This window comes from Streptomyces xingningensis (assembly GCF_054957865.1).
The window spans coordinates 40,129-53,563 of sequence record NZ_JBDJPF010000001.1 but is presented as its reverse complement, the minus strand read 5'-3'; the positions used below and the strand labels follow the sequence as shown (position 1 = coordinate 53,563).

The following is a 13,435-nucleotide window of genomic DNA, read 5'->3' as shown; positions in this document are numbered from 1 at the left end:
CACAGGTCTGCGAGACTCACGATCGAGTGAACTAGCCTTCTTTTACGGTGACTTCGATATATCACACGGTACGTTCGACGAAATTCGTCGATTCGTACCGAAACGAAGCGACCCCCAGCGCCGGCCTGCAACCCAGCGAAGGGGGTCTGACACCACCAGGAGAGAAGAGCTCCCGCGATGCTGCGTCACGTTATCCCACCCACCAGCCGTTTCACGCAAGTACCGAATGAGATCATCCGGCACCCCCGCCTCGGCTCGGATGCCGTGCGCCTGCTGCTCTGGCTGCTGTCCCTGCCGGACGGCACGGACCTCTCCCTCTCGGCGGCCGCGGAGCGGGCCGGGATGAAGCATGCCGCATTCCAGCGCGCCAAGCGGGAGTTGACGGCCGAGGGATTCGCGCACGAGTGGCGCCGCCAGGGGCCGCGCGGCCAGTGGACGACCACCCAGCTGATCTCGAACGTACCCCTGGAACCCGCGGAGGCTGCGGCGATCCGCGACGGATTCAAGCCCACTCCGCCGACTGCCGTGAAACCGGCGGTCGGTGAACCGAGGGGCCGGTCGGTCGGCCGTCACCAAGACAACACTGAGGAGAAAATTGACCTCCCGCCCTCCCGGCCCTCCCAACCGGCGCCCGCGCCCCATCCGTTGGCCGAGCGAGGGGCTCTGGCCCTGGCCGCCGTCACCCACGCCGAGCGGCAACTGCGGCTGACCGGGCGCGAGGTGCAGGACCTCGCGCCGCTCGCGGGTGAATGGCTGCTGCGCGGCGCCTCGGTACGCGACCTGCGTGATGCGCTGACGCTCGGGCTGCCGCAGCCCGTCCACTCGGCGGCCGGGCTCATCCGCGACCGGCTCACCCGGAAGATGCCCGAAGTCCCCACGGTCCAGCAGCAGATCGCCGCCACGCCGCCGCCCCTCCCGCAACCACTGCGCTCGTGCGCGGGCGGCTGTGGCCGGATGATCCGTCCGGTCGCGGACGAAACCCGCTGTCGTGACTGCCGCTCGGCGGAAGCCGAGGCGGCGTACGACACCCCCGTCGGTGCGGTCGACGCCGCCAGGCGCGGAGCGTCCGCGGTACGGGCCGCGCTGCGGGGAGTCGGAGACCATCTCCAAATCTGAGATGAAGGCGCTCTGCGGCCGCCGGTCACCGTGCGGTGTCGAGAACGAGGGACGCGATGGCCAGTGCGAAGTAGGCACCGGGAAAGGCGAGGTTGTAGAGCACGCGGGCGCGGAAGTGGGCGATGATGGCGCCGGCGTAGAACAGCACAAGCCCGATCGCGGCGGCGATGCCGATGTACCGAACGCCCAGCAGCCCGAGGAGGAGCCCGCCCGCTCCGGCGATCTTCAGCGTGGCAAGCGACGGGAGCCAGGACTGGCGAAGGCGCACTTCGGTCATATTGGCGAGGACGAACTTGGCCCTCGCGTAGTCGGCGATGGCCATCCCGGCATTGATCGCGATCGTGATGACGGTGACGACTGCGTAAGCGGTGAACATGCGGTCAAGCCTCATCGGGCCCCGGTCCGGCGTCCAATACCCGCATCCATAACCTGTTGGCATGGATCTCGACACCCGGCTGTTGCGCTACTTCGTCGCCGTGGCGGAGGAGGGGAGCCTCACCCGCGCCGCGGAGCGGCTGTTCGTTTCCCAGCCCGCGCTGACCAAACAGATCAGGCAGCTGGAGAACCGGCTTGGCGTGCAGCTGTTCACGCGATCCCGGGCCGGTATGGTGCTCACCGAACCGGGCCGGACGCTGGCGGAGCGGGTGCCCGGCCTGCTGGCCGACTGGGATCGGGTGCTGCGGGACACCAAGAGCGCGGCCGGCCGGGCGGCCCGGGTGCTGCGCGTCGGCTTTGTGGCCAGCGGCGCCAATGAGGCCACCCAGCACCTGATCGCGGCCTTCGCCCGCCGTCGGCCGGGATGGCGGGCCGAGATGCGGCAGGCCGCCTGGTCGGACCCGACCGCCGGGCTCGCCGCCGGAGACGTCGATGTCGCCCTGCTGCGGCTGCCCTTCCCCGGCCAGGACGCCCTGCGGGTGGAGGAGCTGTTCACCGAGGCCCGCTGGGTCGCGCTGCCCGCGGCGCACCCGTTCGCCATCCGTGACCTGATCCCCTTCCGGGATCTGTGGGATGAGCCGTTCGTCGCTGCCCCGCCCGAATCGGGCGGGTGGCGGGAGTACTGGCTGGCCGCGGACGAGCGGGACGGCCACCCGGTCCGGATCGGAGCCGTCACCGACCAACCCGATGAGTGGCTCAGTGCGATCGCCAATGGATACGGCATCGCCCTGACCCCCGAATCCTCCGCCCGCTTCTATGCGCGCCCCGGCGTCGTCTACCGGCCGGTCAGCGGCGTCAGCCCCAGCAGGGCCGGTGTCGCCTGGGCACCCGTCGACGACACCAACCCGGTCGTCCAGGACTTCGTCCGCTGCTGCCTGGACAGCAGGCCGTCTGGACAACGCAGTTGAGGACGTTACTTTCCAAACTGGAAACTGCATGCCATCCTGGCAAGGAAGTGAGTCTGGCGGGAGCGACAAGGGGGGGTTTGTCATGGCGGAACATGCCGATGCCATCGCGTCGTTGGACGGTGTCGCGCGGATCGAAGGGGCCGTACGGGCGCGGAGCGGCTGGTATGCCGGTTATCTATGGGTGTTCGCCGCCTGGCAGCTGATAGTGGTGCCGGTGGTCGTCCTCTGGCCCGGCCCGGCTTCGGCGATCGGCATCTGCTTGGCGAACGCCGTGCTGGTCACGGGGCTGTCCATGCAGGTGCTGCGGCAGCCCGTGGTCCCGCGGGGCTTCGGCGGCAGACACCTGAGAGTGATCGGGACTTGGAGCGCCCTCTATGCCCTGACGGTCGCGCTGTCCAGGGTCTTCGAGGGCAGCGTTCCGTTCGCGGCCATCGCCGCACTGGGATGTGCCCTGCCACTGGCCGTGGGTGCCTGGCGGGTGCAGCGGAGGCGCTCGGCATGACGCGCGCCGGAGCCCATCCGCGCCATGAGCTGGCGCCGCTTCTCACCTCGCCGGTGCGGCTGTCGATCGTGGCGGCTCTCGCCGCCGTGGACAAGGCGGAGTTCGCCTTTGTGCGCGACCTGGTGGAGGTCAGCGACTCCGTTCTGTCGAAACAGGTGTCGGCGCTGGAGGAAGCGGGCTGGGTCGCCGTCGAGAAGGCGCAGGCCGGGCGGCGATACCGGACGTGGCTGCGGCTGACCGAGGATGGACTGGCGGTCTATCGGCGGCACTTGGCCGCGCTCAGGGCGATCGCGGGTCCGCTGCGCTGAGCGGGCCTGGGGGTGGTTGTGTGTGGAATGCGCGGGCCCGGCCCGGATCGAACGATCCTGGGCCGGGCCGCAGTTCGCCTGCTCGCCTGCCGATCAGCTCGACATGCCGGCGAACATGCCGGGCTCGTACGAACCCCCCGGGTTGTGCACGATCACGTTCATCCGGGTGGCCGCGTTGATCAGGGCGACCAGGCAGACCAACGCGCCGACCTGGTCGTCGTCGTAGTGCTTGCGCACCTCGGCCCAGGTCTCGTCGGACACGCCGTGGTGGTCGAGCCGGGTGCCCTCCTCGGCGAGCGCCAGCGCGGCCCGCTCGGCCTCGGTGAACACGGTGCTGTGGCGCCAGGCGGCTACCAGGTTGAGCCGCAGCGCGGTCTCACCGGCGGCCGCGGCCTCCTTGGTGTGGACGTCGACACAGAAACCGCAGCCGTTGATCTGGCCGACCCGCAGCTCCACCAGTTCCCGCAGGGTCTTCGGCAGCGTCGACTGCTCCAGGGGCAACGAGGCGTTGTAGAACCGCTTGGCGACCTTCGCGGCGGTCGGGCTGGTGAACAGGTTGAAACGGGGTTCCATGACGTGGTCCTCACTCAGGGTGTTGCGTGCTGCTGTACTGAACGAACACAAGATGCCGACGACCCGATCCCTGTGACGCCGCGCTGATGTGACCTGCGCCACCGGTCGCGGGTGTCACAAAGCGGTCGGGACCGGCGTCTTGTGTGTGGCGCAATCGAGAGCGAACGGGCAGGAACAGGACATGGACGAGCGAACAGGGAACACACCCGAGCCGGTTGCTCGTGTCCGCCGCATGGACCGCGTCACCGAGGCGTTCGTCGCCCACCGCAACCTGCTCTTCACCGTTGCCTACGAGATGCTCGGCTCGGCCGCCGATGCCGAGGACGTCCTCCAGGAGACCTGGCTGCGGTGGGTGGGCGTCGATCTCGACACCGTGCGGGATCAGCGTGCGTACCTGGTACGGATCACCACCCGCCAGGCGCTGAGCCAGCTGCGCACGCTCGGCCGGCGCAAGGAGTCCTACGTCGGCCCCTGGTTGCCCGAGCCGCTGCTGACCACGCCCGACGTGGCCGAGGATGTGGAGCTGGCCGACAGCGTCTCGATGGCGATGCTGCTGGTGCTGGAGACTCTCACCCCGACCGAACGGGCGGTGTTCGTGCTGCGCGAGGTGTTCGGTCTGGAGTACGACGAGATCGCCGAAGCCGTCGACAAGAGCCCGGCCGCGGTCCGCCAGATCGCCCACCGGGCACGGGCGCATGTCGCCGCGCGCCGACCGCGCGGGGTCGTTTCCGCCGCCGAAACCCGCCACGCGGTCGAGGCGTTCCAGCGGGCGATCGAAACGGGCGACCTGCAACGCCTACTGGACATCCTCGCGCCGGACATCGTCCTCCTGACCGACGGTGGCGGAGTCGTGCAGGCCGCGCTGGTACCCATCGTGGGGGCCGGCCCGGTGGCCGACGTGCTGGGCAGGATCGACGCCGCGGCATCGCTGCAGCCGACACAGGTCAATGGCTATCCGGCGCTGATTCTCCGGCGCAGCGGCGAGATCGACACCGTCCTGGCGGTGCACATCGACGACGGCCTCATCACCGGGCTCTACGCCGTGCGCAACCCCGAGAAGCTGTCGCATCTGGAGCGGGAGACCGCCCTGCGCCGCTGAGTCCGAGCCCCGGACGAGATCGGCGATCTGCTGCCTCGGCGCCCGGACGGACGTGAACGCCCGGCAGCGCGGTTGACGGTGCGGGCTCGAAATTGGCCACGCGAACGGCTACCGTGTGAACAGCGTCGTGATCGGGCTGACACGCCAGCCAGGCGTGAAGATGACGACGCAAGAAGACCCCCGTCACGGAGGCAATTCCGCGACGAGGGCCCTACCGAAGGGCTTAAGACCGTCGGCTCCTAATGGTTCTAGGAGCCGCCGGTCAACCCTTGAACCACCCCTTCACCTTCTGCGTGAAACGCTTCCAGATCGACAGGCGGATCTTTCGGTGACGCCCCACGGCGCCCCCCTTCATACGTCGCGGCCATAGCCGGTGACCGCTCCGGAAGAAGCCCAGGTTCGGACTCCCTCGCCGAGAGCCCGACAGCGTCGGCTCTTCTTGAAGGGGGGCGCGCTCGGCGCGCCGTGACAGACTCTACCGCACCCAACTCCGCTGCGAATGCGGTCGGTTACTCCCAGCTGCCTGCGCTTGTCTGCGTTGCCTGCCAAAACGATACGCCCTCGCCCCCGGCGTGCATCCGGGGGCGAGGGCGTGAAGAGTGCGCGGCCGGGCTCAGGCGTACGAGTAGAACCCGGCGCCCGACTTGCGTCCGAGGCGCCCCGCGTCGACCATGCGCTGCAGCAACGGCGGGGCGGCGTACAGCGGTTCCTTGTACTCGGCGTACATGCTGTCCGCCACCGAGGCCACGGTGTCCAGGCCGATGAGGTCGGAGAGCTTGAGCGGGCCCATGGGGTGGGCGCAGCCGAGTTCCATGCCGTTGTCGATGTCCTCGCGGCTGGCGATGCCGGACTCGAACATGCGGATGGCGGACAGCAGATAGGGGATCAGCAGGGCGTTGACGACAAAGCCGGAGCGGTCCTGGGCGCGGATGCCGTGCTTGCCCAGGACGTCGGCGACGAGCGCGTCGGAGCGCTTGATGGTCTCTTCGCTCGTGGTGAGGGCCGGGATCAGCTCGACGAGCTGCTGTACCGGCGCCGGGTTGAAGAAGTGGATGCCGATGACCTGGTCGGGGCGTGAGGTGGCCACGGCCAGCTTGACCAGGGGGATGGAGGAGGTGTTGGACGCGAGGATGGCGTCGGGGCGGGTGACGACCTGATCGAGCACCCGGAAGATCTCCGTCTTCACCTGCTCGTTCTCGACGACGGCCTCGATGACCAGGTCGCGGTCGGCGAACTCGCCCAGGTCCGTGGTGAAGCCGATCCGCGCCAGGGTCGCGTCCCGCTCCTCCTCGGTGATCTTGCCGCGTTCGGCGGCCTTGCCCAGGGAGTTGGTGAGCCGGGTGCGGCCCAGCTCCAGGGCCTCGCCGGTGGTCTCGGCGACCCGGACGTCCAGGCCGGCCCTGGCACATACCTCCGCGATGCCCGCGCCCATCTGGCCACAGCCGACCACTCCGACGCGTTCGATGTCGCTCACAACGTGCCTTTCGCTGATCTTCGTCGACCGGCGGGCGCCGGGGGCTGCCCGCCTCGGTGGAAACGGTACTCCGCGACATCCGGTGCCGACGGGGCCGGGGAGGGCATGCTGAGCGCATCCGGTGTGATGCATCCAACAAGGAGTGAGCGGCATATGGGACGTATGACACGTAGAGGGTTCGCGGTGGCCGCCGCGGGGGCGATGACGGCGATGACGCTGGAGGGAACGGCGGCTCAGGCGGACGCCACCGGGGGCCGGAAGACGGAATTCCGGGGCATGTGGACGGCGACCGTGGCCAATGTCGACTGGCCGTCCAAGCCCGGTCTCGCCCCGGACCGGCAGAAGTCCGAACTGCTGGCCCTGTATGACGCCGCCCTGGCGCGGCGGCTGAATGTCATCCTCCTCCAGATCCGCCCCACCGCCGACGCGTTCTGGCCGTCCCGCCATGAACCCTGGTCGGAGTATCTGACCGGCACCCAGGGCAAGGACCCGGGCTGGGACCCGCTGGGCTTCGCGGTGCGCGAGGCCCACCGGCGCGGCCTGGAACTGCACGGCTGGTTCAACCCCTACCGGGTCGCCAGACACACCGACCTCAACCGGCTCGTCCCGTACCACCCGGCCCGGGTGCACCCCAACTGGGCTCGGGCGTACGGCGGGCAGCTCTACTACAACCCCGGTCTCCCCGAGGTACGGCGGTTCGTACGGGACGCGATGCTGGACGCGGTCTGGCGCTATGACCTGGACGGCGTGCACTTTGACGACTACTTCTACCCCTACCCGGTGGCCGGGCAGGAGTTTGACGACGCCGCCGCCTACCGACGCCATGGCAAGGGCTTCCCCGACCGGGCGTCCTGGCGGCGCGACAACATCGACCGTCTGGTACGGGAGATGGCGGAGCGCATCAAGAGGCGCAAGCCCCATGTGCAGTTCGGCATCAGCCCGTTCGCGGTCTGGCGCAACCGGACGACGGACCCGCGCGGCTCGGACACCCGGGCCGGTGTGCAGACCTATGACGACCTCCATGCCGACACCCGCGGCTGGGTCCGCAAGGGGTGGATCGACTATGTCGTCCCGCAGATCTACTGGCACCTGGGCAACCCCGCGGCCGACTACGCCAAGCTGCTGCCCTGGTGGGCGCGGACCGTGAGCGGTACGCGCGTGCGCCTCTACATCGGCGAGGCCCTCTACCGCCAGGGCGACCCCGCTCAGCCCGCGCCCTGGCAGGATCCGGCCGAGCTCTCCCGGCACCTCACCCTCTGCCATCGCTACCACGAGGTGCGCGGCAACGCCTACTTCTCCGCCAAGCAGGTGGTGAGCGACCCGATCGGGGCGATGGCGCGCGTGGTCAGGGATCACTACCCGCACCGCGCGCGCCCGCCGCACTGAGCCGGTGCTACACCTGGTCGGCGCCCTTGCGGTGGTCGACGACCGAGTCGGGTCCCGGCGACATGATGGTCTCGTGCCCGTTCTCGGCGCGGACGCGGTACGGCGGCGTGCCGTTGGGGCCCAGCACCTCCACGATCTCCACGACATGGTCCTGCTTCCCGACCACCCTGCCGTGCACGATCAACCGGTCGCCCTTGCTCGCATGCATCGACGGAGCCCCTTTCGTTCGCGTTGCGTTCGAGGCTGGACATGTGCTGTGTGGATGCCTCAAGTCTAGGGTTCGGGAACCGATCCGGCCCGGGCTACGGCCAAACGGGCGCACTCGCTCAGGACCGCTGGGTCACCGCGATGCACACCAGTACGGCGACGGCGGCCACCGGCGCGGCGGGCGTCAGGTGCTCGCCGAGCAGGGCCACCGACCAGACCAGGGTGAGCAGCGGCTGGGCGAGTTGAAGCTGGCTGGCCCGGGCCACCCCGATCACACCCATGCCCCGGTACCACACCCAAAGGCTCACAAACGTCGAAATCGCCAGCCACGCAAGCCCGGTGACCGCCTTGCCGCCGAGCTGGACCGGCTCGGCCCACAGGGCCACGGCCGCCCCGGCCGCCGCCGGCGGCAGGGACAGGACGAGAGCCCAGCCGATGACCTGCCATCCCGGCAGCTCGCGCGCCAGCCTGCCGCCCTCGCCGTAACCGGCCGCGCACACCAGCAGGGCGAGGAACAGATACAGGTCACCGGTCGTCGGCCTGCCGCCGCTCTGCTGCACGGCGAACGCGATCACCACGGCGGCCCCGGTCAGCGCCGCCGCCCAGAACGTCCGGGAGTGCCGGGCCCCGGTGCGCCAGGACGAGTACGCGGCGGTGGTCACCGGCAGCAGCCCGACGACCACGGCCGCGTGCGAGGTCGACGAGGTCTGCAGAGCGAGCGTGGTGAGCAGCGGAAAGCCGAAGACGCAGCCGATGGACACCGCCAGCAGCCCACCCCAGTGCCGACGCGCGGGCAGCACCACCCGCCGGGCGAGCAGACAGCCGCCCGCGATCAGTGCCGCCAGCGCGGTCCGGAGGGCGACCACCGACCAGGGGCCGAGCCCGTCCAGGGCCCAGGCGGTCGCCGGGAACGTCAGCGAGAACATCAGCACACCGAGTCCGGCGAGCAGCGTGCCCCTGCCCACTGCTATCGAAGGAGTACGAGTAGCGCTATCTTGTGCTGTCATGCATGAGCGTAACAGCGTTGCTGAACTGGCAAGTGTGTTGAAGGGGGAGCTCAACCGCTACTCTCCGGGCGAGAAGCTGCCATCCAGCCGGGCTCTCGTGGACCGCTTCCGTGTCAGCCCCGTCACCGTCTCCCGGGCCCTGGCCACGCTCGCCGCACAGGGCCTGGTCGTCACCCGGCCCGGTGCCGGAGCCTTCCGCGCCCAGCCGCACGGCGCACGGACCCGGCCGGGCGACACCTCCTGGCAGCAGATCGCGCTCAGCGCGGAGGCAGGCGAAGAGGTCGTGCCCCGGTCGGTGGACGCCCAGGGTGTGCTCGGCACCCTCGCCGAACCACCGGCCGGCGTCATCGAACTCAGCGGCGGCTACCTGCACCCCACCCTCCAGCCCGAGCGCGCCCTCGCCGCCGCCCTCGGCCGCGCCGGCCGCCGCCCCGGCGCCTGGGGACGGCCGCCGATCGAGGGCGTCGGCGAACTACGGGCCTGGTTCGCCCGCGAGATCGGCGGCCCGGCCGCCACGGTCGCCCCCTCCGACGTCCTCATCACCGCAGGCGGCCAGAGCGCGCTCAGCACCGCACTGCGCGCCCTCGCCACACCCGGCGCGCCGGTACTCGTCGAATCTCCCACCTACCCCGGCATGCTCGCCGCCGCCCGGGCCTCCGGGCTGCGGCCGGTGCCCGTACCGGTGGACGCCCGCGGCGTACGGACCGACCTGCTCGCCGAGGCCTTCCGGGCCAGCCGCGCCCGGGTCTTCGTCTGCCAGCCGATCCACCAGAACCCCACCGGGGCGGTCCTGGATGGCGAGCGGCGGCGCGAGGTCCTGCGCATCGCCCGGGACGCCGGAGCGTTCGTCGTCGAGGACGACTTCGCACGCCGCCTCGCCCACGAGGACGCTCCGCCGCTGCCGCCCACGCTGGCCGCCGACGACCCGGACGGCATCGTCGTCCATGTCTGCTCGCTGACCAAGTTCACCTCGCCCAGCCTGCGGGTGGGCGCGCTCGCCGCCCGGGGCCCGGTCCTCGACCGGCTGCGCGCCATCCAGGTCGTGGACAGCTTCTTTGTGCCCCGTCCGATACAGGAGGCCGCGCTGGAACTCGTCGGCTCGCCCGCCTGGGCCCGCCACCGGCGCACGGTCGCCGCCGAGCTGCGCACCCGGCGGGAGGCGCTGCTCACCGCGCTGCGCACCGAACTGCCGCTGTTCACCGTGGAGGCCGCGCCGTCCGGCGGCTTCCATGTGTGGCTGCGCCTGCCGGACGGCAGCGACGAGGGCGCCCTGTGCGCCGCCGCGCTCCGCGCCGGTGTCGCCGTCGCGCCCGGCCGCCCGTCCTACGCGGCCGAGCCGCCGGCCGGGCAGCTGCGGCTGAGCTTCGCGGCGGCCGCGGGCGTGGCCGAACTCGGCGAGGGGGTCGGGCGGCTGCGGGCGGCCTGGGAGTCCTGACCGCAGACTCCCGTCCCGCCCGCGATGCGTGCCACCGCCGTCCGGTTCAGGACCCTTCCGGCAGGGCCCGGCGCAGCCCCTCGAAGGTGCGGTTCACCAGCGCCCGGTGGTCGTCGGAGACCTGCCCGGCCCGTTCCCCGGCGAGGATCCTGGCGATGGAGGCGGTGCAGATGGCGCGGTAGGCCGCGACGGCGAGCGCGGCGGTCAGCCGGGGCTGCGGGTCCTGGGCATCGGTGCCGGTGGTCTCGGTGATGGCCCGGGCGAGCGCGAACTCCAGCTCCTCCAGACCCTCGCGGGCCCGGGCCCGCAGTGCGGGTGAGTCCCGCACGACGCTCCAGAAGTGCGTAAAGCCGTCCGTCACTCCCACCAAGGGGTGCCCCTGGTCGAAGAGTTCGAGGACCACCCGGTGCAGGGCGGCAAGCGGGGTCTCACCGGCCGGGCGGTCCCGTACGGCGCCCGTGAACAGGACGATGGCCTCGGGGATGCGGTCCAGGAAGAGGTCCTCCTTGCGCGGGAAGTGGTTGAAGACCGTCATCGTGGAGACCTCGGCGGCCTTGGCGATCTCGGCGACCGTCACTTGCTCAAAGCCGTGTCTGATGAACAGCATCGACGCCACATCGGAGATGCGCTGGCGGGTCCGCAGCTTCTTCCGCTGGCGCAGCGGCAGTTCGCGTGCCTCTTGTTCCTCGCTCTGTTCCTCACTCATGTGACTAAGGTTATACCCACCATAAAATTTTAGTCGCTACAGTGAAATCATGAGTCTTCGTGATGAACGCAACGACTATGACGTGGTGGTGGCGGGCGGCGGGCCCGTCGGGCTGCTGCTCGCCTGTGAACTCCGACTGGCCGGGACGGAGGTGCTCGTCCTCGAGCGCCTCACCGAGGTGGATACGACCATCAAGGCGGGGGCCATCAACTCGCCCAGCGCCATGGCCCTTTACCGCCGGGGGATGCTGCCCGCCCTCGAGGAGGTGAACGCACGGGCCATGGGAAACTTCAGCACCTTCCAGCGTCGGCGCCAGGCTGCGGGGGCGCAAGGAGTCAAGCCGGCACCGAAGTTCGCCGGCCACTTCGCGGGCATCATGCTGCGCGGCGACCTCCTGGACGAGTCCGACCCCGGCTTCGCCGACCTGGGCCCCGCGGATGAGGTCGGGCTCATCCCGCAGCAGGACCTCGAGCACCTGCTCGTCGAGCGTGCGGCGCGGCTCGGCGTCGAGCTGCGCCGGGGAGTGGAACTCACCGGCTTCGACGCGGACGACGACGGGGTGACGGTGCACACCGGCACCGGGCCGGTCCGGGCGGGCTGGCTGGTCGGATGTGACGGCGGGCGCAGCACGGTCCGCAAGCTCGCGGGCTTCGCCTTCCCCGGCACCGACGCGGAGATCACCGCATATCAGGCGATGGTCGAGATGGAGGGTTCGCAGCGGCTGGGGGCCGGATGGGTCTGCACGGACAACGGCCAGTACGCCCATGGCCCGATGCCCGGCCGCATCCTGATCGTGGAGTTCGACGGGCCGCCCGCCGACCGTGAAGCCCCCATCACCCTCGAGGAGTTGCAGAAGAGCCTGCGCAAGGTCTCCGGTGTGCAGGACGTCACCCTCACCAAGGTGCACACCGCCACCCGCTTCACCGACAACGCCCGCCAGGCCACCACCTATCGGCAGGGCCGGGTGCTGCTGGCCGGTGACGCGGCCCATGTGCACTCGCCGTTCGGCGGCCAGGGGCTGAACCTCGGCATCGGCGATGCGATGAACCTGGGCTGGAAGCTGGCCGCCACCATCCGGGGGTGGGCGCCCGAGGGGCTGCTGGACACCTACACCACCGAGCGGCACCCCATCGGCGCCTGGGTGCTGGAGTGGACCCGGGCCCAGGTGGCGCTGATGCGCCCGGAGCCACAGGCGCGCGCCCTGCGGGGAGTCGTCTCCGAACTGATGGAGACCGTCACGGGCACGACCTTCTTCGTCAAGAAGATATCCGGCGTCTGGCAGCAGTACGACCTGCCCGGCGGCCACCCCCTGACCGGCCGCAGCGCCCCGGACCTCGAACTCGCCGACGGCACCCGGCTGGGCGACCGGCTGCACGCCGGGCGTGCGGTGCTCTTCGACCTCCGGGACGCGAGCGAGGTGCGGGCGGGTGCCAAGGGTTACGACGGGCGGGTGGACATCCGCACGGTGGCCTGCCCGGCCCGCCCGGAACTGTCGGCGCTGCTGGTCCGGCCGGACGGGGTGACGGCCTGGGCGGCGGATGCCGCCGGCGATGTGGCGGGGCTGGACGAGGCGTTGCTGAGGTGGTTCGGGGCGCCCGCGTAGCACCACAGCTTTTCTTGAACGTTCAGTTAGTTTTAGGGTACGGTGCCGGGCATGGGCAGAAGCAAGGAGTTCGACCCGGAAGCGGCACTGCAGGCAGCCCTCGAGCTGTTCTGGCGCCATGGGTACGAGGCCACCTCGATGCAGGACTTGGTCGAGCACCTCGGCATCAACCGGGGCAGCATCTACGCGACCTACGGCAGCAAGCACGAGCTGTATCTGCGCGCCCTCGACCGGTACTGCGAGCTGCGCGGGAACACCGTGCTGGGGCTGCTCAGCCGGCCCGGCCCCGCGCTGCCCGCGGTGCGTGAACTCCTGGATCTCTTTGCGGCGGAGTCGCAGGACCCGGACCGCAAGGGCTGCCTGGTGACCAATGCCGCCGTGGAGCGGCTGCCCGGTGACACCAAGACGGAGCGGCGGGTCGAGGCGGGCATCGGCGAGCTGGAATCGGCCATCACCGGCGCACTGATGCGGGCCCGGCACCAGGGAGAGCTGAGCCGGGACACGGATCCGCGCGTCCTGGCCCGCTTCCTGGTCACCTTCATCCAAGGGATGCGCGTCATCGGCAAGTTGGCCGACGGGCGCCGGTGCCTGGACGACGCCATGGAGCAGGCACTGACCCTGCTGCGCTGAATCCGCGCCGGATCATTGCGTCGCCCCCGGCATCATTGCGTCGCCT

General features: G+C 70.5%; 15 protein-coding genes. 9 read left to right on the top strand and 6 right to left on the bottom strand.

The genetic code is table 11. From position 1 onward, the window contains the following. Nucleotides 1-177 precede the first annotated feature (177 nt). Nucleotides 178-1,116: a hypothetical protein gene (locus tag ABCR83_RS00255; RefSeq protein ID WP_462692076.1), complete on the top strand. Its 939-nt coding sequence runs from the start codon at nt 178-180 to the stop codon at nt 1,114-1,116. 25 nt (nt 1,117-1,141) lie between these two features. Here the strand turns inward: ABCR83_RS00255 and ABCR83_RS00250 are convergent, their stop codons facing one another. Then, nucleotides 1,142-1,492: a DoxX family protein gene (locus ABCR83_RS00250; RefSeq protein WP_462692075.1), complete on the bottom strand. Its 351-nt coding sequence runs from the start codon at nt 1,490-1,492 to the stop codon at nt 1,142-1,144. Nucleotides 1,493-1,553: 61 nt separating this feature from the next. Here ABCR83_RS00250 and ABCR83_RS00245 point away from each other — a divergent pair, with 61 nt between their 5' ends. From ABCR83_RS00245 to ABCR83_RS00235, 3 genes are all read left to right on the top strand, one after another. Beyond that, complete coding sequence (locus ABCR83_RS00245) at nt 1,554-2,459, top strand: LysR family transcriptional regulator (RefSeq protein ID WP_462692074.1); 906 nt, start codon at nt 1,554-1,556, stop codon at nt 2,457-2,459. Between the two features lie 82 nt (nt 2,460-2,541). Next, the gene (locus tag ABCR83_RS00240; RefSeq protein WP_462692073.1) at nt 2,542-2,961 is read left to right on the top strand and encodes a hypothetical protein; all 420 of its coding nucleotides are present in this window, start codon (nt 2,542-2,544) and stop codon (nt 2,959-2,961) included. After that, nucleotides 2,958-3,269, top strand: coding sequence for a winged helix-turn-helix domain-containing protein (locus ABCR83_RS00235; protein ID WP_462692072.1), 312 nt, complete (start codon nt 2,958-2,960; stop codon nt 3,267-3,269). Before ABCR83_RS00240 ends, ABCR83_RS00235 begins: the two co-directional genes overlap by 4 nt. A 93-nt stretch (nt 3,270-3,362) precedes the next feature. On the opposite strand, the gene ABCR83_RS00230 is transcribed toward ABCR83_RS00235, so the two are convergent. Then, nucleotides 3,363-3,842: a carboxymuconolactone decarboxylase family protein gene (locus tag ABCR83_RS00230; RefSeq protein WP_462692071.1), complete on the bottom strand. Its 480-nt coding sequence runs from the start codon at nt 3,840-3,842 to the stop codon at nt 3,363-3,365. 181 nt (nt 3,843-4,023) lie between these two features. On the opposite strand from ABCR83_RS00230, the gene ABCR83_RS00225 reads away from it, so the two are divergent. Then, on the top strand, nt 4,024-4,941 hold the full coding sequence (locus tag ABCR83_RS00225) for an RNA polymerase sigma-70 factor (protein ID WP_462692070.1): 918 nt from the start codon (nt 4,024-4,026) through the stop codon (nt 4,939-4,941). Between the two features lie 613 nt (nt 4,942-5,554). Here ABCR83_RS00225 and ABCR83_RS00220 read toward each other — a convergent pair. Beyond that, on the bottom strand, nt 5,555-6,415 hold the full coding sequence (locus ABCR83_RS00220) for a 3-hydroxybutyryl-CoA dehydrogenase (protein WP_462692069.1): 861 nt from the start codon (nt 6,413-6,415) through the stop codon (nt 5,555-5,557). A 153-nt stretch (nt 6,416-6,568) separates the two neighbouring features. Between ABCR83_RS00220 and ABCR83_RS00215 the strand changes: the two genes are divergently transcribed. Further along, entirely contained in the window at nt 6,569-7,801 is a 1,233-nt protein-coding gene (locus tag ABCR83_RS00215) for a glycoside hydrolase family 10 protein (protein ID WP_462692068.1), read from the top strand. Nucleotides 7,802-7,808: 7 nt separating this feature from the next. Here ABCR83_RS00215 and ABCR83_RS00210 read toward each other — a convergent pair whose 3' ends face one another. Continuing rightward, nucleotides 7,809-8,009, bottom strand: a complete 201-nt coding sequence (locus ABCR83_RS00210) for a DUF1918 domain-containing protein (protein ID WP_462692067.1) — start codon at nt 8,007-8,009, stop codon at nt 7,809-7,811. A 118-nt stretch (nt 8,010-8,127) separates the two neighbouring features. Next, nucleotides 8,128-9,015 (bottom strand): DMT family transporter, encoded by an 888-nt coding sequence (locus ABCR83_RS00205; protein ID WP_462692066.1) that lies wholly within the window; start codon nt 9,013-9,015, stop codon nt 8,128-8,130. Here ABCR83_RS00205 and ABCR83_RS00200 point away from each other — a divergent pair. Then, nucleotides 9,014-10,450 carry an aminotransferase-like domain-containing protein gene (locus tag ABCR83_RS00200; RefSeq protein WP_462692065.1) on the top strand — a complete coding sequence of 479 codons (1,437 nt, stop codon included), beginning with the start codon at nt 9,014-9,016 and terminating at the stop codon, nt 10,448-10,450. The two genes, ABCR83_RS00205 and ABCR83_RS00200, sit on opposite strands and share 2 nt — an antisense overlap. Nucleotides 10,451-10,496: 46 nt before the next feature. On the opposite strand, the gene ABCR83_RS00195 is transcribed toward ABCR83_RS00200, so the two are convergent. After that, nucleotides 10,497-11,156: a TetR/AcrR family transcriptional regulator gene (locus ABCR83_RS00195; protein WP_462692064.1), complete on the bottom strand. Its 660-nt coding sequence runs from the start codon at nt 11,154-11,156 to the stop codon at nt 10,497-10,499. A 49-nt stretch (nt 11,157-11,205) separates the two neighbouring features. On the opposite strand from ABCR83_RS00195, the gene ABCR83_RS00190 reads away from it, so the two are divergent. Next, entirely contained in the window at nt 11,206-12,759 is a 1,554-nt protein-coding gene (locus ABCR83_RS00190) for an FAD-dependent monooxygenase (protein ID WP_462692063.1), read from the top strand. Nucleotides 12,760-12,810: 51 nt separating this feature from the next. Then, entirely contained in the window at nt 12,811-13,389 is a 579-nt protein-coding gene (locus ABCR83_RS00185; RefSeq protein ID WP_462692062.1) for a TetR/AcrR family transcriptional regulator, read from the top strand. The last annotated feature ends 46 nt before the right edge of the window (nt 13,390-13,435 follow it).